Raw genomic sequence first — 24,463 nt, 5'->3', positions numbered from 1 at the left:
TTTATAAAATAAATACAAGGTTTTCTCATGTGTAACGACAACCAATTTATTTACAGCACTTTACACTCAAAATAAAAAAGCGATATTAAATTTAATAAAAAAATCAATACATATATTTGATTATATTAAAATCTTACAGGCAAACTAACACCATACCAACTAAAACAATCGTATAGCAACCATAAGCCTCATAGTTCTTCTTTAAGACTACAGCAAAACATAACACTATTCTATTGCGGACATGAATAGTTCATATTATCTTTGACACCCTATAATATGTACAAGAAATGATTAAAATTACACTTCCCGACGGATCGGTCAAGGAATTTGAAAAAGCAACTACGCCATTAGAGGTTGCAAAAAGTATAAGCGAAGGATTAGCCCGCAATGTTATTTCGGCAAAATTCAACGAAACTATTGTTGAAACCACTACCCCCTTAGAAACAGACGGTAGCTTAGTACTATTCACCTGGAACGATAAAGAAGGAAAAACAGCTTTTTGGCATTCAACTTCACATATTGTAGCGCAAGCTATTGAGGAATTGTACCCTGGAGTTAAACTAACTATAGGACCCGCCATAGAAAACGGCTTCTATTACGACGTAGAATTACCAAATGGCTCTATTTCAGAAAAAGATTTTACCTCTATAGAAAAGAAGGCTTTAGAGATTGCCCGGGGAAAACACGACTATAAAATGAGAGCGGTATCAAAAGCCGATGCACTTGCATTCTATAAAAAGCAAGGCAACGAATACAAGGTAGAGTTGATTGAAAACCTTGAGGATGGTACCATTACGTTTTGTGATCATGATACATTTACAGATTTATGTAGAGGTGGACACATTCCTAATACCGGTATTGTAAAGGCTATAAAAATATTAAGTGTAGCAGGTGCATACTGGAGAGGTAACGAAAACAACACACAACTTACACGTATATATGGCATCTCATTTCCAAAACAAAAAGAGCTTACCGAATATTTGGCACTTTTAGAAGAAGCAAAAAAGAGAGACCACAGAAAGCTAGGTAAAGAATTAGAACTATTTACTTTTTCGCAAAAAGTAGGTCAAGGACTACCATTATGGCTACCTAAAGGTGCTGCCTTACGTGAACGCCTTGAAAACTTTTTAAAGAAAGCCCAAAAGAAAGCCGGATATGAAATGGTGGTTACACCACATATTGGTCAAAAAGAATTATATGTTACCTCTGGACATTATGAAAAATATGGTGAAGACAGCTTTCAACCGATACATACACCCAAGGAAGGTGAGGAATTTCTTTTAAAACCGATGAATTGCCCTCACCACTGTGAAATCTACAACACAAAACCATATAGCTATAAGGAACTACCTAAAAGATTTGCGGAATTTGGTACGGTATATAGATATGAGCAAAGTGGAGAACTTCATGGACTTACCCGTGTACGTGGATTTACTCAAGATGATGCACATATTTTCTGTACACCAGATCAACTGGACGAGGAATTTAAAAATGTAATAGACCTATCCTTATATGTATTGGGATCCCTTGGATTTGAAAATTTTACCGCACAGGTCTCTGTACGTGATCTGGACAATCCGGAAAAGTACATTGGCTCAGTGGAAAATTGGGAAAAAGCAGAACAAGCTATCATCAATGCCGCTAAAGAGAAAGGATTAAATTTTGTGATTGAAGCCGGTGAAGCAGCCTTCTATGGTCCTAAACTAGATTTCATGGTGAAAGACGCGCTTGGAAGACAATGGCAACTAGGTACTATTCAGGTAGATTACAACTTACCTGAAAGATTCGACTTAAGCTACAAAGGCAGTGATAACGAGCTACATAGACCCGTGATGATACACCGTGCCCCATTTGGTAGCATGGAGCGTTTTATAGCTTTATTATTGGAACATACTGGAGGTAATTTCCCATTGTGGCTTACCCCAGAACAAGCCATAATTTTACCTGTAAGCGAAAAACATGAAAAATATGCCGAAAAAGTTTTAAAATCCCTAGAAAATAACGAAATTCGCGCCCTTGTAGACAGTAGAAATGAGACTGTAGGCAAGAAAATACGAGAAGCAGAAATGGCTAAGATACCTTTTATGCTGATCGTGGGAGAAAACGATGAGGCGGACAACACTATATCTGTTCGTAAGCATGGAGGTGAAGATTTAGGAGCAATAAGCATTGCAACGTTCACAGACTTGGTTAACACAGAAATAAATAGTACCTTAAAGACGTTTTAAATAAAAGTTTAATTAAAAAGAATTAGTCATAGCAATACGTAAAAGATTTAGACCGCAACCTAGAAGGGAAAATAAGAATCCTCATAATATTAATGAGAAGATTACGGCCCCTAAAGTTAGGTTAGTTGGTGACAATGTTGAAGTAGGTGTATATCCTTTTCCTCAGGCTCTTGAAAAAGCAGAAGAATTAGGTTTGGATTTGGTGGAAATTTCACCAAAGGCAGACCCTCCTGTTTGTAAGATTATGGAGTATAAAAAGTTTTTATACGAACAGAAGAAAAGGGATAAAGCCATGAAAGCGAAAGCTTCAAAGGTTGTTGTTAAAGAAATAAGATTTGGTCCCAATACTGATGACCACGATTATGAATTTAAAAAGAAACATGCCGAAAAGTTCCTTAAAGAAGGAGCAAAATTAAAAGCATATGTCTTTTTTAAAGGACGATCAATTGTCTATAAAGACCAAGGTGAGATTTTATTATTGAGGTTAGCATCTGAATTAGAAGAATTAGGAAAAGTTGAACAGATGCCTAAACTAGAAGGAAAGCGTATGACAATGTTCATAGCTCCTAAGACAAAAGGAAAATAAAATTTCGGTTTTTAAAATCGAATATTAGAATACTGAATGCTGTCCGCCATTGGTGGACAGTTCAGCATAAACAAGTGAGATTAATATATAAACTAGGAGAAAATGCCTAAACAAAAAACAAAATCCAGTGCTAAGAAGCGTTTTAAGCTAACGGGTACCGGTAAAATTAAAAGAAAGCACGCCTTTAAGAGTCACATTCTTACGAAAAAGTCTAAAAAGCGTAAGCTTGCTTTAACTCATGATACATTGGTTCACCAACATGATGTTAACAGCATTAAAGAACAATTACGTTTAAAGTAATTTTAGTTCTTTAAAAAGGTAAAATTATTAACCATGGAGTTAGGCAATCAAAGTTCCTTAAAATAAAAAGGACGCCTACTACAAAAAATTAGAAAGAAATGCCAAGATCAGTAAATGCAGTAGCTTCAAGAGCCAGAAGAAAAAAGGTAATGAAGCAAGCCAAAGGTTACTTTGGAAGACGTAAAAACGTTTGGACAGTAGCCAAAAACGCGGTTGAAAAAGCAATGTTATATGCTTACAGAGACCGTAGAAACAAGAAAAGAACTTTTCGTTCATTATGGATTACCCGTATTAATGCAGGTGCCAGACAGCATGGAATGTCTTACTCTCAATTTATGGGAAAAGTAAAAGCTAATAACATTGAACTTAACAGAAAAGTTCTTGCAGATTTAGCAATGAACCACCCAGATGCCTTTAAGGCAGTTGTAGACCAGGTAAAATAAATTAATAACAATCTCACTTTTGAAAAATCCGATTCTTACGAATCGGATTTTTTAATTTTAGCGATAGCCGCTTTAAATTCTTGCCAATCAATTAGCTCATCACCATTCTTATCATAACCTTCAATCAATTTTGACGAAACAATACCTCTAATAAATCCACTTATTTCTGCTTGTTTCAACAATTTTACAATTTCAGATTTGGTCAACTTTTGATCATTATCCTCATCAAAAAAATTAAATGCCATTTCTGGTGTTTCAAAATGATTTGTAATCAGTATTTGAATTTTGTTCAGAATAGATTCTTCCGTAGTCATAAACTATGTTTTTCTTTTAATTTAAATAAATATCAACTTCCCCACAAGGTTAAAACAATGTTTCTGCCCGAGGCATAATTCCTATGTTCACATAAATATATACCTTGCCATATTCCCATATTTAATTTCCCATTGGACACGGGCACTTGAACAGACGCTCCCATTAATGAAGCCTTTATATGTGCAGGCATATCATCTGAACCTTCATAATTATGTTTATAATAAGGTTCATTTTCAGGCACAAATCTATTTATATAGGACTCAAAATCTTCTCTGACTGTGGGATCTGCGTTTTCATTAATGGTTAAACTAGCAGATGTGTGTTTAATAAATACCTGTAGCATACCGACATCAATTTCTTGAATCTCTGGTAAACGTTCTAAGATTAGGCTGGTGATAATATGAAAACCTCTTTGGTAAGGTGGTAAACTAAACTGTTTTTGAAATAACTTCATACCTGGTAATTATTAATTAAAGGTAAAACTTTGATCTTTAAAGTACATGTTAACTTCCATTCAAATATCTTTACCATAAATTAAATAATTTATGGATTTATCAAAGATTAAAATGGTTGTTTCGGACATGGATGGCACCTTACTTAACTCTAACCACCAAGTCAGTGAACAATTCTTTGAGCTCTTTAAAGAATTACAATCTAGAGACATCACATTTGTTGCTGCCAGTGGCAGACAATACAATAGTATAATTGATAAGCTTGCTCCCATAAAAGACGAAATAATTGTAATTGCCGAGAACGGTGGATTTGCCAAAAAGCAAGATACCGAAATTCTAGTTACGCCATTAGACCAACAACGAGTAACAGAAATCTTAGCTACTTTAAATAAAATACCCAATATACACCCTGTTCTTTGCGGTAAGCATCAAGCCTATTTAACCAATAAATCGAATGAATTTGTAAATAAATTGGCAGAATATTATACCGAGTTTGAAATCATAGATAACTTAAATACGTTTACTTCCGAAGTAATAAAAATTGCCATTTATCATTTTGAGAGTTCAGAACAATTTATATACCCATTTGTAAAACATTTTGAAAAAGATTTAAAAGTTAAAGTGTCTGGCGAGAACTGGTTAGATATATCTAACATGAACGCTCATAAAGGATATGCGTTGTCAAAAGTCATGGACAGCTATAATCTTAAATCTAATGAAATAATGGTATTTGGAGATTACAATAATGACCTAGAAATGCTTGCACTATCAGATTACGGTTTTGCAATGGCAAATGCACATCCAAACGTAAAAAAGGTTGCCAAATACAGCACATTGAGCAATGATGATAATGGTGTTGAACACATACTTAAAATGCTGGTAAAATAAAGATTAGCCAACTTGACGATTAAACACGATTTCTATGCTATTGTACCGCAGGTTTCAACTCACTAGGCACATACCCCATGGTTCTTTTAAAAGCTGTAGTAAAATGTTGTGGATTAGCATAACCAACCTCAAAAGCAGCATGCGCAATTGTAGCCCCGTCTTGAGTAATTAAACTTTTGGCAACTTCCATTCTTAACGCAGTGATATATTTAAATACGGTAACCCCGTACAACTTTTTGAAATCCCTTTTCAACTTGGTAGGATTAAACCCAGCTAAATCTGCCAAATCAATTATTTTTAATGGCTCTTTCAAATTTTTTCTGATATAATCCTCAACTCTTACTAAGGCCAAATAATCGGAATTTAAAAGTTTTACATTACTCTTAGATACTCTTGAAGTTTGTCTTCCTAAAAGAAAATCTATCAACAATACCGTAAGCTTACTTTCCAAATATTTTTTTCTTAATTCACCTGTATAAGGACATTGAATGATCTCATTTATTTTACTACGAATATTTGGTGGAATAAATTTACTCTTATCCCATAGTACAAATGAATTGGAATTTTGGATAGCATTCTTCAACTTCTGAAAAGATTTTTCAAATTCTTTGCCTAACAAATTCTTTAGCAAACTAGGTTTAAGGTATATCTCAAAAGATTTTGCATTTCCCTTAAAAAACATATCTCTACCCTCTGTAATTGGGTAATAGAACATATTACAATGATTTTCTGGAATTTGCACCAAATACTTTATGTGTCTAAGCGGCTGATAACCATAAGCACCTTCTAATGAGAAGTGCAATTTTATTAAATGTTCATCGCTAGAAACACAAATCTCCGAATCAAATTCCTGTAATACTTCATCATTAGAAAACTCCACTCCCTTAATAAAAGAACTATTGTTCTTAGTAGTCACCTCTACCTCATTAAACTGTACCGAATTGTTTAGAAAACTATTATTAAACAGTTCTTCTACCTTTATTTCTTTCCTTAACAATTCCTTCTTCATATACATTGACTACCGCAAACCAATACTTCCTTTTGCGTATGTTTAAATTCCTTTCTCGGCACTTGTCTTTTCATTCCTTCTTTAGATTTGCAAAACTAATTTATTTAGACTAAATCTTAATAAAGATAGTAACCTTTTTTAAACCAAATGAAAAACCATTTTACCGTCATTTTTATATTACTCTTTGCATCTGTTCATTCTCAAGAGTTACTTAGTTCTATTTCCGGTACTGTTAAAGACGATTACAACAATCCTTTAGCTTTCGCAACTGTGATGATAGAGGGTCTTAAACTAGGCGTTTTAACAGACGACAACGGTAGCTTCCTCATTGAAAATGTACCACAAGGAAAACACAATGTTGTTGTTTCTTTTATTGGTTATAGAACACTTTTTAAAACCGTTGAAATTACCAGTAGTACAAAGAAAATTACAGTCAATTATAAGTTATCGGAAAGTGTTGAAAACCTAGACGAAGTCAATGTTAACGGCAAATCTAAAGAGACGGAGATAGAAACCAAAGGTTTTGCTGTTAATGCCATAAAAACTGAAGAAGCCAGTATTAGAAATATTCAGACCAATGAATTATTAAACACTACTGTTGGTGTAAAAATTAGACAAAACGGCGGACTTGGTTCTAATGTAGAATACTCTTTAAATGGTTTATCAGGAAACTCGGTTAGTATTTTTATTGACGGCATACCCATTTCTATGTACGGTTCTTCTTTTAGTTTGAACAGTATTCCTCCTTCAATGATAGAAAACATTGAAGTTTACAAGGGAGTGATTCCCGGACATTTGGCTGATGATGCACTAGGTGGAGCAATAAACATTGTAATGAAAAAAGGCGCACGTAATAATTTAAATGCTTCCGTGTCTTATGGATCGTTTAATACATTACAAGCCAGCATTAACGGGTTGTATCGTTTTGATAAATCTGGTTTTACCGTCAAAGCCTCTGGTTTTCATAATTATTCTGACAATGATTATGAAATTAGCGGAAGAAATATTGTAGATAAAGGTCTAGGAGGTGTAGAAACACTTATTACAGCAAAAAGATTTAATGATGCTTATAGGTCTACCGGAGGAACAATACAGGCAGGTTATACTGACGTAAAATGGGCGGATCAATTTTTTATTGGCGTTACAGGTTCCGATGATTACAAAGAAGTGCAACACGGTGCTTTTGTTACTAAGATACCGTATAAAGGCAGATTTTTAGAGTCCGATGCGTTGTTGGCTAATTTGACATATCTTAAAAAAGATATCTTTTTTAAAGGTTTAGATGTAAATGTTACCGGATTATTTGGGGAGAGAAATCGTATTTTGAATGACACCACAGCCGAGGCATATAGCTGGACCGGAAATAGAGCTATAGATTACAAAGGCGATGAATTTGAATATTCTTGGGGATCCCAACAAGAAGGCGGACCAACACTACTAAACATCAACAGGAAAGTTGCTTCTATAAGAACAGGAATTTCTTATGAAATAAATAAAAACCATAAAGTATTTCTTAACCACGTCTACAGCGGACTTGACCGGGAAGATAGTGATGAAATGATATCGCTTTTAGAAAACACCTTTCAACAAACCAGTGATATATACAAAAATATATACTCATTAAGTTATGAGCTAAATGCTATTGATGATAAATTAAAAGTGAATCTGTTCGGTAAGCACTATAGACAAAAGGTATTGAATACATTTCCTAGGTTCAACAGCAACGCCACAGAGGTTATTGATGAAGTTTACCAAAGCAATAAAGATTATAATGGTTACGGGTATGCAATTTCTTATCTGCTTATAAAAAATCTTAACATTCTCACCTCTGCTGAAAAAGCTATTCGTCTACCAAATGAGAACGAAGTATTTGGTGATGCAGGAGAAAATATTGAACCCAACCTTACCATTGAACCAGAAACCAGCAATAATTATAACCTTGGTTTTAGATTCGGAAGGTTCAACATAAAAAATCACGCACTTACCGTCTCTACCAATCTATTTTCCCGAAAAATTCAAAATTTAATTGGTTTTCCCGGTGATGCTCAGGATAATCAAGAATTAGGAGAAACTATTCAATATGGAAATTTTGATAGGGAAACCAATTCTAAAGGGGTAGAAGCAGAAATCAGCTATAACTTTAAGGACAACTTTGGGTTTAATTTCAACCTGTCCAAACTAACGCTTCAAAGAAAAAATCTTCAAGATAATATTGTAAACTCTCCAAATGTTCCCTTGTTTACAATGAACACTTCGCTACGGTATTCATTCAATAATTTTATTCAAAATACAGCACGTTTTAATCTTTTTTACAATGCTTACTTCACAGATGAATTCTCCTATAAAGAGGAACAAGGTACTAATGTGGCAGGTTTAGAAGAGTTTTTAATTCCAACCCAATTTATTCAAGATTTTGGATGTAGTTACGTGTTTCCAAATAAAAGGGTTTCTATAAGCCTTGATGTCAAAAACGTATTTGATGAAGTTGCCTATGACAATTTACGGGTGCAAAAACCAGGAAGAGCATTTTATCTAAAACTGAATTACATAATCAATAATTTTTAAATATCTAAATAGAATATATTATGAAACGACCATTATTAAATTTAAAATCATTTGCCATTGCTATAGCTGCAGTAGGGTTTATGGCTTCTTGTAGTAGCGATGACGACACTGTAACTCCAGAAACTGAACAAGAAGAGGAAGAGCAAGAAGAGATAGCGGAAGAAGCAGAAGTAGCTTCAAGATGGATAACTATTGCCGGAGCTAAAATGGGTGAAGAACCTGGAGATGGTAACGGTGGAACATTAATTTATGCTGTTACTAGTGAAGATGCCAAAGACCCAACGGTACAAATAGACCCATTTAATAATGGTTTTATAGCACCATCTAACAGAACGGCAAGATTACAAGCTTCAGAAGATGGCAATACCATATTCAATATTAGTTACGCTGGTGATACGGGTGGTAATTACACCAAGTACATTGTAAATGGAGGACAAGATTTTGAACAAACAGGATCAGAAATTAGTATTGCAGAATATGTAGGTACTGCTCCTAGATGGATTAAATTATTTGATGGCGATAAAACTGGCTGTGCAGTAAGGGTAGATATTGAACATATTGTTGATGATAATGGTACTCCTGATGATGTAACAGATGATTCTTATGTTCGTACAAGCCAAACCGTAGGTATAGTGACATTAGATTTGGTAGATTCTCAAATCAACAACTTCCAACAAATTGATTTGTCTATAGGTGAAGAATTAGAATCTCAAGGGTATTACATTGGTAGAATTGATATGCCAACATTAAATGCCGCCGGAGACAAATTATACATTGGAGCTCGTATGAATAAAGTTGATCCTGCAACTTTAACTAGAGATGAAGAAAATGCAGCTGATCTTGAAAGTGATAGCGATTATGAGATTTTAGGTTCTAAAACGATAGTAGTAGATTATCCTTCTTTGGAAAACCCTATAATAATCACTTCTACAGTAGGACATGGAAACACTAATGGTTACCGTAGCATTAACGCTTTTGAATACAATGGAAGTGTTTATCAAGCCAATCAAAGTGACCCAGAAGGTTCTCATATCCTAAAAATTGGAGCAGACAATTTATATGATGATTCTTATGATTTTAATCTAGATGCTGCTTTAGGTGTTACCGGTGCTTATGTTTTAGCCTGGAGACCTGCTGCCAATGGTAAAGCTGTTTTAGCTTACCGTCATGATGGGTCTGCAGAAGGTATTTCCGGTAGAGGGGAAAGCTTTTTTGCCTTAGTTGATTTGAACGCAAAGACAGCAACCTTAATCAACGATATTCCTTATGAAGTAGATTTTGAATTGTTTCAATACCAAGGGTATGCAGTTGATGGAACAGAAATCTATCTTACTCAAGCTCCAGTTGGTCAAAATGGAAACATTTACATTGTAGAAACTGAAACCGGTGAAGTAACTAAAGGTGCGGAATTAATCAATTCCACAGGTAGTCATTTCATTGGCGCTTGGTAATCTTTAAAATTAACAGTTTTAAAATACCATTATCGGCTATTACCGGTAATGGTATTTTTTTTTGGAAATCTCTTAAAATAAAAATCAGGTCTTTTGTTTTTTCTTTTTTGCTGCCGGAAACAAAACATTGTTCAGTATTAATCTATAACCAGGTGATGTAGGGTGCAACTCCAATTCCGTTTTTGGATCCCCTACCCTATGTTGATAATCTTCTGGATCGTGTCCGCCATAAAAAGTAAAGAATCCCTTTCCTTTAATGCCGTGAATGTATCTTGCTTCCTCGTTTATTTTATTCTCACCTAACACTAAAACAGTCGGCTTTATTTCAGAGCGTGTAAAGGCAGTTGTTTGCCCCATGAATCCTTTTACCAAAGAAGTATGGTTCTGACATAACATAGTAGGCACAGGGTCCCATTTTGCAGAAAAATCCATCAAAGAAAAATAATCTGACTCCTTAGGCACATTTCCCCTTTTACTGGTCATATCAATAGTAGAAAATTCATATTTAAGAGGGCTACGTTCCAATATAAAATCTGTGAACGCAAAAGTTTTACCATAATCTAAATTAGCCTGGTAATTTGGATCAGACGCATCGCCATCGAACATAGGTTCAACTATATCTATACCATCTGCCGCCAAAGCAATATCAAAACTATCTGTGGCGGAGCACATGGCAAACATAAAACCACCGCCGATCACATAATTTCTAATCTTTAATGCTACAGCTCTTTTTTCCTCTGAAACCTTATCGTAACCTAACTTTTTAGCCAATTTTTCGGCATTTTTCTTTCCTTCTATATACCATGGGGTTGCTCTATACGCGCCATAAAATTTACCATACTGGCCGGTAAAATCTTCATGATGCAAATGCAACCAATCATACAAAGCTAGTTTATCCCCAAGTACCTCTTCGTCATAAATGGTGGTATAAGGTATTTCTGCATAGGTCAAAGCCATTGTTACGGCATCATCCCAAGGTTGTTTATCCTTTGGGGAATACACCGCAATACGTGGCGCTTTTTCCAATATAACAGCATCTTGATTTTTTGATGGGCTACTAATTTCATCCAAAATAGCATTAGCCTGTCCATCAGAAATTATTTCAAAGCTTACTCCCCTTATTTGACATTCTTTTCTAATACTTTCCCCATCTGGCAATAAAAAAGAACCGCCTCTGTAATTCAGTAACCATTGTACTTTTTGCTGTTTGGACAAAACCCAATAGGTTATGCCGTATGCTTTTAAATGATTTTTTTGAGTATCGGCATCCATAGGTATTAAAATTGATGAAGCAAATACTTGTACCGATAGTAAAAGAAAGAAAATTGAACTTACAATTTTAGACATATTATTAATTTCATTCACTCAAAGATAGAGCAAATAATAAGGTAGAATAACCAAGAACTTGTTAAAGCCACTATAGTTAAGATAACGAACAGTAATGAAAAACAATTGCAACAAAATAAAAAAAGTCCTCTAAACGAGGACTTTTTTAAAAATATTAATTGAACCGAAACTTAGAACGGTACATCATTATCCTCTTCAAAATCTGGACTATTGTTCATACTACTGCCAAAAGCGTCATCTGCACTTGGTAAATTTTTAGTTGCGAACGGATTCTCTTCGTTTGCGTTCATTTTCGATTGAAATTCAAAAGGAGAGTCAAAATCATCAAGGTTGTCAAACTTACCTTGATTACCGATAAACTTAAGTCTAATGTTTTCTAGTCCACCATTACGGTGTTTAGCTACAATAAATTCTGCCTGACCTTGAGTTGGTGTATGCTCCTCATCATCCCACTCTTCAATCTTATAGTATTCTGGTCTATAAATAAATGATACAATATCCGCATCTTGCTCAATTGCACCAGATTCCCTCAAATCTGATAATACCGGTCTTTTACTACCTCCACGTGTTTCTACCGCACGAGACAATTGAGATAGTGCAATTACCGGAACGTTCAATTCCTTTGCAAGGGCTTTTAAGTTTCTAGAAATAGTAGAAATTTCCTGTTCCCTGTTTCCTCCTTTTTGACTACCACCAGCTGTCATTAATTGCAAGTAATCGATCATGATCATTTTAATGCCATGCTGAGAAGCCAATCTTCTTGCTTTGGCACGTAAATCGAAAATAGAAAGTGACGGGGTATCATCAATAAACAAAGGTGCCTTTTCCAATGATTTCACCTTTACGTTCAACTGCTCCCACTCGTGTTTTTCCAGTTTACCGGTTCTCAATTTTTCTGAAGACAACCCTGTTTCAGATGAAATTAACCTGGTAATAAGCTGTACCGATGACATTTCCAATGAAAAGAAGGCTACCGGCATATTTGAGTTTACCGCCATATTCCTTGCCATAGACAAGGTTAATGCCGTTTTACCCATACCAGGTCTTGCCGCTACAATGATCAAATCACTTGGCTGCCATCCTGAGGTAAGTTTATCTAGTTTGTCAAAACCAGAAGGTATACCACTCATCCCCTCTTTACCAGCAATCTCCTCTATTCGCTTTTTTGCTTGGATCACCAAATCCTGAGCGGTCTCTGCAGATCGTTTTAAGTTTCCTTGGGTAACATCATAAAGTTTAGCTTCAGCAGTATCCAATAAGTCAAAAACATCTGTAGCTTCATCGTAGGCCTCTTCAATTATTTCACCGGATATCTTAATAAGACTACGTTGAATATATTTTTGAAGTATAATACGGGCATGAAACTCAATATGCGCCGAAGATGCTACTTTTTGGGTCAGTTTTATAAGGTAAAAATCACCTCCACAAACTTCTAATTTGCCAGATTTCTTCAATTGGGAAGAAACGGTTAATAAATCTACAGGTTGTGATTCTTCAAACAAAATAAAGATGGCTTCATAGATGAACCTATGAGCATCTTTATAGAAAACATCGGGGTGCAAAATATCGATAACTTCATCGACACCCTTTTTATCTATCATCATAGCACCAAGCACAACCTCCTCTAAATCAACGGCTTGTGGTGGTATTTTACCTTTCTCAAGGTTTATAATAGTAGATTTGTCGATCTTTCGACCAACAAAAGGTTTTGTGTTCTCCATAATGCGAAAGTATACAATTAACCTTTAGTTAACGTGAAAAACATAGATTTCGATGTTCACAGTTGACTAACAATTGACTGTTAATAAATTACGATTTTCTGTTGATAACATAAAAAAACCGAGGAATAAAATCCTCGGTATATTTTTTTGAAGCCTAAAATGCAGATTAGCCGTTGAAAACACCCATTTGTGCATATTTTTCCATACGCTGATTTACCAATTCTTTTGGTGATAACTTTTGCAATTCTTCAAAATGGGCAGAAATTTTATTTTTTACCGTATCAAAAGTTTTTTCTCTATTGGCATGCGCCCCACCTGCAGGTTCGCGAATAATTTCATCAATTAGCTTTAATTTTTTCATATCGGTAGCAGTCAATTTCAACGCTTCTGCAGCTCTTTCCTTATACTCCCAGCTTCTCCATAAAATAGAAGAGCAAGACTCTGGTGAAATTACCGAATACCAAGTATTCTCTAACATTAACACCTTATCTCCAACACCTATACCCAAAGCTCCACCAGATGCACCTTCACCGATAATAACAACTATAACTGGCACTTTTAAACGTGTCATTTCAAGTATATTTCTTGCAATGGCTTCACCTTGTCCTCTTTCTTCTGCCTCAATACCTGGGTATGCACCCGGAGTATCTACCAAACAAACCACAGGAACCTGAAATTTTTCAGCAGATTTCATTAAACGCAATGCCTTTCTATACCCTTCTGGGTTGGCCATACCAAAATTTCTGTATTGACGAGTTTTGGTATTATACCCTTTTTGCTGACCAACGAACATATAACTCTGATCACCAATTTTACCTAAACCACCAATCATGGCCTTATCATCTTTTACGGTACGGTCACCGTGCAGCTCTAAGAAGGTATCGCCACATATAGCTTTGATATAATCTAAAGTGTAAGGTCTATTTGGGTGTCTTGACAACTGTACGCGCTGCCAAGCAGTTAAGTTCTTATAAATCTCCTTTCTGGTATCAGAAAGTTTTTTTTCTATCTGCTTACAGGTCTCAGTAACATCTACATCACTTTCTTCACCAATTACCATGCACTTGTCCAATTGCTCTTCCAATTCTTTAATAGGAAGTTCAAAATCCAAATATTCCATATTTCAATAAAGTTTCTTTAGTTGCGGCTCAAAGATAAAACTTTAATACCTAAATCTTGGGTACCCTTTTTTTAATATTTGCTCTTTGTTTCAAAATACCGTTCGCAATGACGGTACTGAGTATAATTAAGGCTCCCACATAAAACATAGGTTTCATTTTTTCTTCTGAGCCAAATATAAACCATGCTAGCAAAATACCGTACACAGGTTCTAAATTTGTGGTAAGCATAACTGTATATGGCGTTAAAATCTTCATCACCTTGACCGAAGCTATGAAAGCATAGGCAGTACATACAACAGCTAAAATGGACAAATAGATCCAATCCGAAGTAGGTAAAACAACCAAGGACATATTCCAATCTCCTTTAGCAATTAAAACGATGGACAAAAATAAAACCCCTACTCCCAATTCATAGAATGAAATAACAGAGGGTCTATGGTTCTGAACCAATTTACCATTGATCAACGAAAACACTGCGGCCAAAAAAGCAGATATCAATGCTATGGTCATACCAAATACATATTGCGCCTCAACTTTAAATATTAAATAAAGCCCTACTACCACCAAAAGCCCGAAAAAAATCTCGTACCCTATAATTTTACGTTTATACCAAAAGGGCTCCATTAATGCCGTAAAAAAAGCACCTGTAGACATCATGGCAAGAGCAACCGATACCGTAGAAACCTTTATTGCCAAAAAGAAAGTTACCCAATGTAATGCTACCACAACGCCACCACCCAGCAACCACCAAAATGTTTTTCTTGAAATTTTTATACTAAACTTTGCAAACAATAAATAAATCGCAATAAAAAGTGTTGCCAACCCCATTCTGATCCAAACCAATGGTAAGGAATCAATTGTAATCAACTTACCTAAAATAGCGGTAAAGCCCCAAATAAAGACAATGAAATGTAAATGCAGTAGATTTAATATTCTATCTTTTTGCATTTTGAAGTAGATAAAAAGCCAAACATCCAAATACTACATTAGGGATTATTACGGCGAGCAATGGAGAAAAACCAGACTGCTCTGCCAAAGTCCCAAATACCTTATCAAAAAAGATAAATATAAAAGCAATTAAAATACCAAAGGCTAAGTTTGCTCCCATACCACCACGTCTTTTTACAGATGAAACCGATACGGCTATTATCGTTAAAATAAAAGCAGTTAAAGGCAATGCCCATCTTTTATATTTAACCAGTACATATGTATTTATATTAGAAGCCCCTTTTCTTCTCTGATCCTTGATAAAAGTATCCAATTCAAAAAGATTTTTTGTCTCGGCCACATAAGAAACAGGCGTAAGATCACCTATATCAAAAGCAAATATGGTATCTAACCTACGTTTACTTTCTATAATTGCCGTATCACCTAAAACAGTTCGTTTTTTGTACGATGTTAAGCGATAGCTAGAATCTTTGTCTACCCAACGAATATTGGCTGCAGAAATCTTAAAATCCAGTTCATTATTCTCCTTAAAACGTTCAAAAGTAAAGTTGTGCCCCAATTGACGTGCCGGATCAAAACTACTCACATATATAAAATCCGTTTCGTTCAACTGATTAAATATGTTGTTGGTTACCCTATCTTGTTTTCCCTTCTTTAAGTATTTGTATTTAAATTCATTGAAACCTACACTGGCATTGGGTACAATGAACATGGTCATAAAGAACATGAGTACCGCAATCATAGAAGCCCCTATAATATAAGGTCTTAAAAACCGACCGTAAGACACCCCGGAACTTAATATGGCAACAATTTCTGTGTTATTAGCAAGTTTAGAAGTAAAAAATATAACCGAAAGAAACAGGAAAATAGGAAATAATAGATTGCCTATGTAAATGGTAAAGTTCACATAGTACATAACAATTTCATCCAGCGGGGCTTCATTATCGATCATTTTACCGATCTGCTCTGCCAAATTCACCATTATACCAATGGGAATGAACAACAAAAGCATCAACGAAAAAGTTGCCAGATACCGCTTTAGAATGTATTTATCTATTATTGATAGCATTATAGCCTTTTATCCATTTGTTTTACCATCATATCTTTCCAAGTTCTAAAATCACCTGCTATGATATGTTTACGAGCTTCGCGCACCAACCACATATAAAACCCTAAGTTATGAATTGTTGCTATTTGCTTACCTAAATACTCATTGGCGGCAAACAAATGTCTTAAATATGCCTTAGAATACTCATGATCCACAAATGTAGTGCCCATTTCATCAATTGGGGAGAAGTCATCTTCCCACTTTTTGTTCTTTATGTTGATCGTACCATGCGCTGTGAACAACATTCCGTTTCTAGCGTTTCTTGTAGGCATCACACAATCGAACATATCTATACCCAAGGCAATATTCTCCAATATATTAATAGGGGTACCTACTCCCATTAGATATCTTGGTTTGTCTTCTGGTAAAATTTCACAGACTACCTCTGTCATACCATACATTTCCTCCGCTGGTTCACCAACGGACAGTCCTCCAATTGCATTACCCTCAGCGCCTGCATTTGCAATATATTCAGCAGATTGTCTTCTAAGGTCTTTATAAGTTGACCCTTGCACAATAGGAAAAAAAGTTTGTGCATAATCATATTCAAATGGAGTTTTCTCCAAATGGTTTATACATCTATCTAGCCACCTATGCGTCATGTGCATAGAACGCTTGGCATAATTATACTCACAAGGATAAGGTGTACATTCATCAAAAGCCATGATAATATCTGCACCTATCACTCGCTGAATTTCCATGACATTCTCAGGTGTAAACAAATGCATAGATCCATCTATATGCGATTTAAATTTTACCCCTTCCTCCTTTATCTTTCTATTGCCTGATAAAGAATATACTTGATACCCTCCGCTATCGGTAAGAATATTTCTATCCCAGCCCATAAATTTATGTAATCCGCCCGCTTTTTTTAAAATCTCTGTTTTAGGACGTAGAAATAAATGATAGGTGTTGCCCAAAATAATATCTGGGTTTATTTCTTCTTTCAATTCTTTTTGGTGCACACCTTTAACCGAGGCAACCGTACCCACAGGCATAAAAATTGGGGTTTCAATTACGCCATGATCAGTAACGACAGTTCCTGCCCTAGCTTTTGATTGTGTATCTGTAGTGTGTAATGTAAATTTCAAACTTTCTAATTCTAGCTGCAAATATAATGAACTGTTGGTGGTAAAAACTTAATAAAAAGCAAAGATGTTCATCAACAAATTAAATTACATTACCCTCATTTTTGCTTTAAATGAATTGAAATTGACCCAATTGAATAGTAAAACAATAAAGATATTTTACCTCCGTTCTCATGGTATAACGAGAAATGAAACTTCTGGTATTGTATTTGATACGAGTTTCACATAAAACAACAACGATATGAAAAAAACAATTTTAGCAGCTTTTTTAGCTCTTTCTGGATTTTATGGGATTGCCCAAAGCGATTCTGGATTTGGAATTAAAGGAGGATTAAATTACAGTGCGAACGGAGATTATTTTGAATCTGTTGGAGATGCAGCAAGAAACCCGGATAGAAACATAGGATACCATCTTGGTGTTTTTGGGAAAATTGGAGCATCAAAAGTATACTTGAGACCAGAATTGGTATATACCAAAACAAAATCTGATTATGATGGAGCAGATTTTGATATGAGTAAATTAGATGTTCCGGTACTTTTAGGAATTAACGTTGTAGGCCCTTTACACGTTTTTGCCGGACCAGCTTTTCAGTACATTTTAGACACTGAATTTGACGGAATAACCATTGATGATGTAGAAAACGATTTTTCAGTTGGAATGAATATTGGTGCTGGGGTAAGTTTAGGAAAACTTGGAATTGATTTACGGTATGAAAGAGGGTTTAACGATAACGAAGCTTCCTTTATCAATACAAATATTACAAATGTAGGTCCAAGTAGAATAGACACCAGACCAGACCAGCTAATTTTGAGTTTGTCTTTAATGTTATAAAGAAAACAATAAATAACAAAAAACCTCTTAAGTACACTTAAGAGGTTTTTTTTATGTTTTAAATGATTTTTCTACAAATCATTATCCAGGTGATCAGGAATACCATCACCATCCGTATCTAGGAAGCCAACAAAATTACCATCGGCATCCAACTCAATTTCATCAATAGTCAATATACCATCACCGTCATCATCAACATCATTATGGTTAGCTGATCTGGCAAAAATAGACTCTAGATCAATATCTGTATTATCATCATTAAGGTTCCCATTTCCATTTAAATCCTCTAGGATCGAAGGAATACCATCACCATCTAAATCTGAATCTGGTTCATAAGAAAAGGCATCTACCTTAAAAATCAATGGTGAATATGTTGGCACGTCTGAATTTGGAGACGAATCAAAATAAGCCAATGCCGCAGGCATAAAAATAGCACCTATACCATAGCCTTCATAACTTACCGTGCCATCACCGTTTTCAATTGGACCATTTCCTGTCTGAAAATTTTTCATTCCATTACCAAAACCTTGCACAACCGAAGAAAGGTTAAAACGAATAGGTTGATTTGTAGAGGCGTCAAAAAGAGTACCATCTAGCAAAAGCCCCTCATATCTTAAAACAGAAAAATCACCAATGGTGGGTTTACCTTCCACAACACCTTGTCTAGCTACTAACGTATACAGTGTTTGATCAATAACTTCATTATCATCTTCTCTTCCCAAGTCTTCAGAATCAACCGTAATGGTTTGTGTAATTAAATTAGGACTATCATAAATTGATCGTTTAGTGCTATTTTCACCAGCAATAGTATCAAACCTTATTTTAAAATCGAATCCTTCAGGTGGAGTCTCAAACTCATCTTCATTGTAGAAATGCGTTTTTAAAAACTCAATTATCTCGGCATCATCCTCTTCGGTAACCTCACTTAATAACCTTGGCGGCACAATTTCACCAATAGCATCATCATCATTTTTACATGACCCCAGTATAAGCAAACCAGCTATTAACAAATAAGCATTTCTCAATTTCATCAATAATTTATTTTAAACGCGCAAGATACAATTTTCCCTTATTTTTGTTTGGAAGTTAACAAAGAAATGCCGGTCATAATGCGCATAGACAAATTCTTGTGGAGTACACGCTATTTTAAAACTAGAAACATTGCCACCAATGCCTGTAAGAAAGGTCACGTAAAAATAAATGGTATTACCGCCAAACCAGGTAGGGAAGTATATCCAATGGATGAAATTGTAGCACGAAAAAATCAAATTGACTACAAATTAACGGTACTTGACATTCCGCCCAGTCGTGTAGGTGCTAAATTGGTGAATATTTATAGAAAAGATACCACACCAAAAGAAGCCTTTGAACATAATGAGCTTTTGCAATATTCTAAAGATTATTATCGTAAAAAAGGTATTGGAAGACCTACAAAAAAAGACCGTCGTGATATTGACGACTTTTTAGACACTCCCTCAAACGAAAATAAAGAAGAAAACCAAACGCCCGATAATTCAAGTAAAGAATCTCACGATTAGCAAATACTTTTAAAAACATAACTATCTTTATTGTTTTAAGAAAAACCCATGCAACAAAATATACTTTCACATCAACAGATTCAACATAAAATTGAACGTATAGCCTATCAAATTTATGAAGCCAACGTTTATGAAGAAGAAATTATAATAGCGGGTATAGAAGGTGGCGGACTGCAGTTTGCAAAAAAAATCGTGGCAAAACTTAAGAAGATTACTGAAGCAAAAATTGTACTTTGCAAGTTATCAATGGATAAAAAAGACCCCCTAACAAGCGGTGTACGTACCTCAATTGCCGAAGAGGAATTCGTGAATAAATCCGTTGTATTAGTAGATGATGTCCTTAATTCTGGTACTACATTGATATATGGAGTTCATCATTTTCTTAAAACACCTTTAAAACAGCTTAAAACTGCAGTCTTGGTAAATAGAAACCATAAAAAATACCCTGTAAAAGCGGATTATAAAGGAATTTCACTATCCACCTCATTACAGGAGCATGTAAACGTTCATTTTGAAACCAAAAATGATAGGGTGTATTTAGACTAATTTATTTACGATCATCTCCGCGATTTCTGTTGGGGTATTCCTATTACTTTTAATTTTATGGTGCGCTTTGTTATAAAAGTAACTTCTTTCAAATAAGTGCATGCCAATAAACTCAGTTAACTTGTCATCTTCTAAATGAGAAATCATAGGTCTATGCTCTTTTTCCTTTGCCAAACGCTCTTCAAGTTCATTTATGCCAACGTTTAAATAAAAAGAATTAGGTGTCTTACTATTTATGAACTCCATATTATTTCCAAAACAAGGCGTACCTCCACCTAATGATAGCACAAAACTCTCATCTTTTAAAAATACTTTATTGAGATATTCTATTTCTTTTTTTCTGAAATAGACCTCTCCTTTTTCTTTAAAAATAGATGCTATGCTCATTTTCTCACCTTCCTCTATAAAAGCATCTAAATCTAAAAAATTAACATTCAAATGGTTAGCAACGATTCTACCCACAGTGGTTTTACCACTTCCCATGTAACCTACCAAAACTATTTTCACTTCTTTCATTTGTACAAAATTGGACTAAATAATAGGGTTTTCAAAAAAAAATAAATTTATCTCTAAAATGACTTGCAAAATAAAGTTATCGACGTATATTTGCACCCGCATTGAGGGAAACAAATTTCTAAAATGACTTATTGACCTGGTAGCTCAGTTGGTAGAGCATCTCCCTTTTAAGGAGAGGGTCCTGGGTTCGAGCCCCAGCCAGGTCACAACTAAATATTAGCCTCTTCAAAAAAAAGAGGCTTTTTTATTTAAACCTTTGAGTTGATTCAATCTCTCATTGACCTAGTACGTTCTTTTTAAATTTTGACCTGGTAGCTCAGTTGGTAGAGCATCTCCCTTTTAAGGAGAGGGTCCTGGGTTCGAGCCCCAGCCAGGTCACAAAAAACCTTTCAATTTTCTATTGAAAGGTTTTTTTGTTTAAAGTCGATACTTAAAATATATAATTTAAGAAGGTTTGCTAACAGCAAAAATTTTAATTAAAAAAAAGTGGAAAAGAACTGAGTTCTTTTCCACTTTTTTATTTTTTTTATTTTAATGTTTATTCTACAACTATAAACTCTGATCGCCTATTTAGTTGATGGCTTTCTTTGCTACAAGGCACATTGTTGCTACAGTTATTTACCAACGCTGTCTCACCATATCCTTCATACGTAATACGGTCACTGGATATGCCTTTTTTAATTAAATAATCTGCAGTTGCCTTAGCCCTCTTTGCTGAAAGGTTTTTATTGTACACATCATTCGCACGAGAATCTGTATGTGAGCGTACCTGTACCTTAACAGATGGAAATTCATTTAAATAAGCCAATACCTTATTAATACTGATACTTGCATCTTCTCGTATAAAATACTCGTCAAAGTCGAAGTAAATTGGATCTATGTTCAAGTATTTAGCAAGGTCTGTGCCCACTGGTGCAGATTTGTCAATCTGCGTTAAAATAATTTCTATATCATTGAAATCTTTACCTTTTTTCGTAACTACGATTTTTTCGCCTTCTTCGTAATCTTTTTTGAAAGCCAAAATCTTATAGTTGCCTTTTGCACAATTGCCTTCAGTGGTAAACATTCCAGTACCATTGGTATTTGAACTAGATACTAATTCATTCTTACTATTGTATACCTTAATATCCGCATCTTTTAAAGGTCCACCTGTTTTTTCATCTTTGACCACCCCTGTAAGTTCTGTACTACATTGTAGATCTAAAGGTCTTGTTTCTGTAAAACTATAGATATCATCACTACCAACACCACCCTCTCTACTAGATGCAAAATATCCTTTTTTTAACTTTTGGTCCATAATGAATGAAAAATCATCTTGCACACTATTTACAGGTTCCCCAACATTTAAAATATATAAGGCATCCATATCATCAATTTTGGTGGCAAATATATCTAGACCACCTAGTCCTGGATGCCCGTCAGATGCAAAATATAGTACCTCATCTTCGGTAATAAAGGGGAATGTTTCTCGACTTTCTGTATTTATTTCATTGCCTAAATTTTTGGGTGTTCCAAAAGTGCCGTCCTCGTTGATATCAACAACAAAAATATCCGATTGCCCATAAGTTCCTGGCATATCACTAGCAAAGTAAAGTTTTCTCTCATCATTGCTTAAAGTAGGGTGTGCTACCGAATAATTCTCGCTGTTGAAAGGAAGTTCCATAATATCTTCCCATTCGCCATCATTTAAAGTTGCCCTATAGATCTTTAATCTACTTAGACCTTCTTTATCCCTAAGAAAATTTCCATTTTTAGAATTGTTTCTTGTAAAGTAAACAGTTGAACCATCTTTTGTAAAAGCAGTAGAACTCTCATGGGTCTTTTTATTCAATTTTTTGGACAACCTTTCAGCAACACTAAATTCACCATTCTCGGTTACTTTGGTAGTATACAAATTTGTAAATGGCTTATTATTCCATTTATGAACACTTTTTAAAATTCTACCGGTATCTCTCGCCGTAGAAAAAATTAATTGCTCTCCGAAAAAGGACGGGGCAAAATCAGCAGAAGCAGAATTCACGGGAATATTCTTTATATCATATCTTTGACTATTTTCCTTTATTTTATCTAAATAGTCTTTATTTTCCTGGAATTTAATAGCTCTTATATCTCCTTTTTTTTGTTCTGCGAACTTTTGCATCCAAACGTGAGATAGTTCGTAGTTCCCACTTGATTTTAAGGTCTGAGCATATTTATACAAATATTCAGTATCCACATTTATCTGTGGCTCTGCAAATAATTGCTCATACCAGTATGCTGAGGCATTATAATTTCCTTTTTGATAATACGCATCTCCCAAATTCTTATGAATCTCTTCTGAAGTATAACCTTCTTTTACCAATTCCTCGTAAGATTCAATGGCTTCTGCATAAGCATAACTATTAAAATCCGCTTTGGCCCTTTTTGTTTTCTTATCCTGTGCATTAAGCATACTGCCAAATGATAATGCTATGACTAGTAAACACTTTATATTATTTATTCTATACTTCATAATTAATAGGTTTAAAAGAATCTTGGTGCCAATATATTTTTATAGCGGGTTAAAAATTCAAATCTTAGAAAGATTTCAAATGACCCATCGTTAAACGATGTACTTCCCAATTCGGTAATTTCACGGTCATATGCAAGACCTAACATTAATTTTTCGTTCAACTGAAATCCCACAAGTGCACTCATGGCTGCATCCCATCTATATGCCGCACCCAAGGAGAATGTATCATTAAGTAAAACGGTTGCAGAAAGATCAGCTTGCAATGGCGCACCTTCTACAGCCTTAAAAAGTAATGCCGGTTTTAATTTTAAATCAGGATTAATATCAAAAACATAGCCTGTTATCAAATACCAATTCATTCTTTCTTGAGCTATATAAGAATTACTATTTCCACCAGAATCAAAATGCTCCGTTTCTAGAAAATTGGGTATTGAAAGTCCTGCATAAAACTGTTCCGTATGGTAATAAACTCCGGCTCCAAAGTTAGGTGAGAACTTGTTATCTATATTGGTTTGCCCAACGGCCGCATTAGACGGATCATAATTTCTTAGTCTATTAAAGTCTATGTTCAAAAAATGACCGCCCGCCTTTAACCCAAAAGATAGTTTACCTTCTTCGGATGTAGGTACGGTATAAGAAAATACCGCATCAAAATAAGTATCTTGGTTTGTACCGTTTCCTATTTCATCGTTTACGATAGACAGTCCAAGTCCCACTCTATCCGAAATAGGGCTATTTATATTCAAGGTCTGCGTTGTTGGTGCACCGTCTAACCCTACCCATTGTGATCGATGTAAGGCTGCAATACTAAGAACTCCTCTTGACCCTGCATATGCCGGGTTCACAGCAACGGTATTATACATGTACTGTGTATATTGGGCATCTTGTTGCCCCCTTATCGTCCAAAAGGATGCTACAAGTAAAAATAAAGTTATAAATAGATTCTTCATAGTTAATTTATTGTTGGGGG

The 24,463-nt window shown here is 35.0% G+C and carries 23 protein-coding genes and 2 tRNA genes; 12 read left to right on the top strand and 13 right to left on the bottom strand.

Going from position 1 to position 24,463, the window contains the following annotated elements; all coding sequences use genetic code 11:
* The first annotated feature begins 287 nt into the window (after positions 1–287).
* The 4 genes from thrS (at position 288) to rplT (ending at position 3,557) form a co-directional block, all read left to right on the top strand.
* Positions 288–2,228 (top strand): threonine--tRNA ligase, encoded by a 1,941-nt coding sequence (gene thrS / locus B2Z27_RS09260; protein WP_286813435.1) that lies wholly within the window; start codon positions 288–290, stop codon positions 2,226–2,228.
* 28 nt (positions 2,229–2,256) lie between these two features.
* On the top strand, positions 2,257–2,814 hold the full coding sequence (gene infC / locus B2Z27_RS09255) for a translation initiation factor IF-3 (protein ID WP_082642892.1): 558 nt from the start codon (positions 2,257–2,259) through the stop codon (positions 2,812–2,814).
* Positions 2,815–2,916: 102 nt separating this feature from the next.
* On the top strand, positions 2,917–3,114 hold the full coding sequence (rpmI, locus tag B2Z27_RS09250; protein ID WP_047245905.1) for a 50S ribosomal protein L35: 198 nt from the start codon (positions 2,917–2,919) through the stop codon (positions 3,112–3,114).
* A gap of 98 nt (positions 3,115–3,212) precedes the next feature.
* A complete protein-coding gene (gene rplT / locus B2Z27_RS09245; protein WP_027064529.1) occupies positions 3,213–3,557 on the top strand; it encodes a 50S ribosomal protein L20 in 345 nt (114 codons plus the stop codon).
* A 35-nt stretch (positions 3,558–3,592) separates the two neighbouring features.
* Here rplT and B2Z27_RS09240 read toward each other — a convergent pair whose 3' ends face one another.
* Both B2Z27_RS09240 and B2Z27_RS09235 read right to left on the bottom strand, forming a co-directional pair.
* On the bottom strand, positions 3,593–3,871 hold the full coding sequence (locus B2Z27_RS09240) for an EF-hand domain-containing protein (protein WP_071341720.1): 279 nt from the start codon (positions 3,869–3,871) through the stop codon (positions 3,593–3,595).
* A 32-nt stretch (positions 3,872–3,903) separates the two neighbouring features.
* Complete coding sequence (locus tag B2Z27_RS09235; protein WP_210708146.1) at positions 3,904–4,326, bottom strand: secondary thiamine-phosphate synthase enzyme YjbQ; 423 nt, start codon at positions 4,324–4,326, stop codon at positions 3,904–3,906.
* Between the two features lie 91 nt (positions 4,327–4,417).
* Between B2Z27_RS09235 and B2Z27_RS09230 the strand changes: the two genes are divergently transcribed.
* Positions 4,418–5,212, top strand: a complete 795-nt coding sequence (locus B2Z27_RS09230) for an HAD family hydrolase (RefSeq protein WP_286813434.1) — start codon at positions 4,418–4,420, stop codon at positions 5,210–5,212.
* A 37-nt stretch (positions 5,213–5,249) separates the two neighbouring features.
* Here B2Z27_RS09230 and B2Z27_RS09225 read toward each other — a convergent pair whose 3' ends face one another.
* Positions 5,250–6,221, bottom strand: coding sequence for a helix-turn-helix domain-containing protein (locus tag B2Z27_RS09225; protein WP_286813433.1), 972 nt, complete (start codon positions 6,219–6,221; stop codon positions 5,250–5,252).
* 147 nt (positions 6,222–6,368) lie between these two features.
* Between B2Z27_RS09225 and B2Z27_RS09220 the strand changes: the two genes are divergently transcribed.
* Together B2Z27_RS09220 and B2Z27_RS09215 are read left to right on the top strand one after the other, a co-directional pair.
* Positions 6,369–8,786: a TonB-dependent receptor gene (locus tag B2Z27_RS09220; RefSeq protein WP_286813432.1), complete on the top strand. Its 2,418-nt coding sequence runs from the start codon at positions 6,369–6,371 to the stop codon at positions 8,784–8,786.
* A 20-nt stretch (positions 8,787–8,806) separates the two neighbouring features.
* Positions 8,807–10,237 carry a hypothetical protein gene (locus tag B2Z27_RS09215; RefSeq protein ID WP_286813431.1) on the top strand — a complete coding sequence of 477 codons (1,431 nt, stop codon included), beginning with the start codon at positions 8,807–8,809 and terminating at the stop codon, positions 10,235–10,237.
* A gap of 84 nt (positions 10,238–10,321) precedes the next feature.
* Here the strand turns inward: B2Z27_RS09215 and B2Z27_RS09210 are convergent, their stop codons facing one another.
* From B2Z27_RS09210 to tgt, 6 genes are all read right to left on the bottom strand, one after another.
* Positions 10,322–11,584: an asparagine synthetase B gene (locus B2Z27_RS09210; protein WP_071341715.1), complete on the bottom strand. Its 1,263-nt coding sequence runs from the start codon at positions 11,582–11,584 to the stop codon at positions 10,322–10,324.
* 170 nt (positions 11,585–11,754) lie between these two features.
* A complete protein-coding gene (gene dnaB, locus B2Z27_RS09205; protein WP_058103396.1) occupies positions 11,755–13,305 on the bottom strand; it encodes a replicative DNA helicase in 1,551 nt (516 codons plus the stop codon).
* Between the two features lie 166 nt (positions 13,306–13,471).
* Complete coding sequence (locus tag B2Z27_RS09200) at positions 13,472–14,425, bottom strand: acetyl-CoA carboxylase carboxyltransferase subunit alpha (protein WP_058103397.1); 954 nt, start codon at positions 14,423–14,425, stop codon at positions 13,472–13,474.
* Between the two features lie 49 nt (positions 14,426–14,474).
* Positions 14,475–15,374 (bottom strand): DMT family transporter, encoded by a 900-nt coding sequence (locus tag B2Z27_RS09195; RefSeq protein WP_058103398.1) that lies wholly within the window; start codon positions 15,372–15,374, stop codon positions 14,475–14,477.
* Positions 15,361–16,443, bottom strand: coding sequence for an LptF/LptG family permease (locus B2Z27_RS09190; protein ID WP_058103399.1), 1,083 nt, complete (start codon positions 16,441–16,443; stop codon positions 15,361–15,363). Before B2Z27_RS09190 ends, B2Z27_RS09195 begins: the two co-directional genes overlap by 14 nt.
* Positions 16,443–17,573 carry a tRNA guanosine(34) transglycosylase Tgt gene (tgt, locus tag B2Z27_RS09185; protein ID WP_091609021.1) on the bottom strand — a complete coding sequence of 377 codons (1,131 nt, stop codon included), beginning with the start codon at positions 17,571–17,573 and terminating at the stop codon, positions 16,443–16,445. Before tgt ends, B2Z27_RS09190 begins: the two co-directional genes overlap by 1 nt.
* 238 nt (positions 17,574–17,811) lie before the next feature.
* Here tgt and B2Z27_RS09180 point away from each other — a divergent pair, with 238 nt between their 5' ends.
* Positions 17,812–18,402, top strand: a complete 591-nt coding sequence (locus B2Z27_RS09180; RefSeq protein ID WP_058103400.1) for a porin family protein — start codon at positions 17,812–17,814, stop codon at positions 18,400–18,402.
* A 71-nt stretch (positions 18,403–18,473) separates the two neighbouring features.
* Here B2Z27_RS09180 and B2Z27_RS09175 read toward each other — a convergent pair whose 3' ends face one another.
* Positions 18,474–19,433, bottom strand: coding sequence for an FKBP-type peptidyl-prolyl cis-trans isomerase (locus B2Z27_RS09175; RefSeq protein WP_099188916.1), 960 nt, complete (start codon positions 19,431–19,433; stop codon positions 18,474–18,476).
* Positions 19,434–19,511: 78 nt separating this feature from the next.
* Between B2Z27_RS09175 and B2Z27_RS09170 the strand changes: the two genes are divergently transcribed.
* Together B2Z27_RS09170 and B2Z27_RS09165 are read left to right on the top strand one after the other, a co-directional pair.
* Complete coding sequence (locus tag B2Z27_RS09170; protein WP_074674750.1) at positions 19,512–19,940, top strand: RNA-binding S4 domain-containing protein; 429 nt, start codon at positions 19,512–19,514, stop codon at positions 19,938–19,940.
* A 48-nt stretch (positions 19,941–19,988) separates the two neighbouring features.
* Entirely contained in the window at positions 19,989–20,486 is a 498-nt protein-coding gene (locus B2Z27_RS09165) for a phosphoribosyltransferase family protein (RefSeq protein ID WP_058103403.1), read from the top strand.
* Here B2Z27_RS09165 and B2Z27_RS09160 read toward each other — a convergent pair.
* Positions 20,478–21,002 carry a shikimate kinase gene (locus tag B2Z27_RS09160; RefSeq protein ID WP_339634410.1) on the bottom strand — a complete coding sequence of 175 codons (525 nt, stop codon included), beginning with the start codon at positions 21,000–21,002 and terminating at the stop codon, positions 20,478–20,480. The two genes, B2Z27_RS09165 and B2Z27_RS09160, sit on opposite strands and share 9 nt — an antisense overlap.
* Positions 21,003–21,135: 133 nt before the next feature.
* Here B2Z27_RS09160 and B2Z27_RS09155 point away from each other — a divergent pair.
* Positions 21,136–21,208, top strand: a tRNA-Lys gene (locus B2Z27_RS09155).
* A 99-nt stretch (positions 21,209–21,307) separates the two neighbouring features.
* Positions 21,308–21,380, top strand: a tRNA-Lys gene (locus B2Z27_RS09150).
* 160 nt (positions 21,381–21,540) lie between these two features.
* Here B2Z27_RS09150 and B2Z27_RS09145 read toward each other — a convergent pair.
* Positions 21,541–23,493: an OmpA family protein gene (locus B2Z27_RS09145; protein WP_286813429.1), complete on the bottom strand. Its 1,953-nt coding sequence runs from the start codon at positions 23,491–23,493 to the stop codon at positions 21,541–21,543.
* An 11-nt stretch (positions 23,494–23,504) separates the two neighbouring features.
* Positions 23,505–24,443 carry a PorP/SprF family type IX secretion system membrane protein gene (locus B2Z27_RS09140; RefSeq protein ID WP_058103407.1) on the bottom strand — a complete coding sequence of 313 codons (939 nt, stop codon included), beginning with the start codon at positions 24,441–24,443 and terminating at the stop codon, positions 23,505–23,507.
* Positions 24,444–24,463: the final 20 nt, after the last annotated feature.

Origin of the sequence: Maribacter sp. UBA3344, from assembly GCF_002362375.1 — a bacterium.
GTDB classification, from domain to species: Bacteria; Bacteroidota; Bacteroidia; order Flavobacteriales; family Flavobacteriaceae; genus Maribacter; species Maribacter dokdonensis.
The sequence above is the reverse complement of the archived record's forward strand: the minus strand, read 5'-3'. Positions and strand labels throughout refer to the sequence as shown.

Bases quoted from the DNA above. Each gene is read 5' to 3' on its own strand.
- thrS (WP_286813435.1), top strand. From the start codon at position 288: ATGATTAAAATTACACTTCCCGACGGATCGGTCAAGGAATTTGAAAAA.
- rpmI (WP_047245905.1), top strand. From the start codon at position 2,917: ATGCCTAAACAAAAAACAAAATCCAGTGCTAAGAAGCGTTTTAAGCTA.
- rplT (WP_027064529.1), top strand. From the start codon at position 3,213: ATGCCAAGATCAGTAAATGCAGTAGCTTCAAGAGCCAGAAGAAAAAAG.
- B2Z27_RS09240 (WP_071341720.1), bottom strand. From the start codon at position 3,871: ATGACTACGGAAGAATCTATTCTGAACAAAATTCAAATACTGATTACA.
- B2Z27_RS09235 (WP_210708146.1), bottom strand. From the start codon at position 4,326: ATGAAGTTATTTCAAAAACAGTTTAGTTTACCACCTTACCAAAGAGGT.
- B2Z27_RS09230 (WP_286813434.1), top strand. From the start codon at position 4,418: ATGGATTTATCAAAGATTAAAATGGTTGTTTCGGACATGGATGGCACC.
- B2Z27_RS09225 (WP_286813433.1), bottom strand. From the start codon at position 6,221: ATGAAGAAGGAATTGTTAAGGAAAGAAATAAAGGTAGAAGAACTGTTT.
- B2Z27_RS09220 (WP_286813432.1), top strand. From the start codon at position 6,369: ATGAAAAACCATTTTACCGTCATTTTTATATTACTCTTTGCATCTGTT.
- B2Z27_RS09215 (WP_286813431.1), top strand. From the start codon at position 8,807: ATGAAACGACCATTATTAAATTTAAAATCATTTGCCATTGCTATAGCT.
- B2Z27_RS09210 (WP_071341715.1), bottom strand. From the start codon at position 11,584: ATGTCTAAAATTGTAAGTTCAATTTTCTTTCTTTTACTATCGGTACAA.
- dnaB (WP_058103396.1), bottom strand. From the start codon at position 13,305: ATGGAGAACACAAAACCTTTTGTTGGTCGAAAGATCGACAAATCTACT.
- B2Z27_RS09200 (WP_058103397.1), bottom strand. From the start codon at position 14,425: ATGGAATATTTGGATTTTGAACTTCCTATTAAAGAATTGGAAGAGCAA.
- B2Z27_RS09195 (WP_058103398.1), bottom strand. From the start codon at position 15,374: ATGCAAAAAGATAGAATATTAAATCTACTGCATTTACATTTCATTGTC.
- B2Z27_RS09190 (WP_058103399.1), bottom strand. From the start codon at position 16,443: ATGCTATCAATAATAGATAAATACATTCTAAAGCGGTATCTGGCAACT.
- B2Z27_RS09180 (WP_058103400.1), top strand. From the start codon at position 17,812: ATGAAAAAAACAATTTTAGCAGCTTTTTTAGCTCTTTCTGGATTTTAT.
- B2Z27_RS09175 (WP_099188916.1), bottom strand. From the start codon at position 19,433: ATGAAATTGAGAAATGCTTATTTGTTAATAGCTGGTTTGCTTATACTG.
- B2Z27_RS09170 (WP_074674750.1), top strand. From the start codon at position 19,512: ATGCGCATAGACAAATTCTTGTGGAGTACACGCTATTTTAAAACTAGA.
- B2Z27_RS09165 (WP_058103403.1), top strand. From the start codon at position 19,989: ATGCAACAAAATATACTTTCACATCAACAGATTCAACATAAAATTGAA.
- B2Z27_RS09160 (WP_339634410.1), bottom strand. From the start codon at position 21,002: ATGAAAGAAGTGAAAATAGTTTTGGTAGGTTACATGGGAAGTGGTAAA.
- B2Z27_RS09145 (WP_286813429.1), bottom strand. From the start codon at position 23,493: ATGAAGTATAGAATAAATAATATAAAGTGTTTACTAGTCATAGCATTA.
- B2Z27_RS09140 (WP_058103407.1), bottom strand. From the start codon at position 24,443: ATGAAGAATCTATTTATAACTTTATTTTTACTTGTAGCATCCTTTTGG.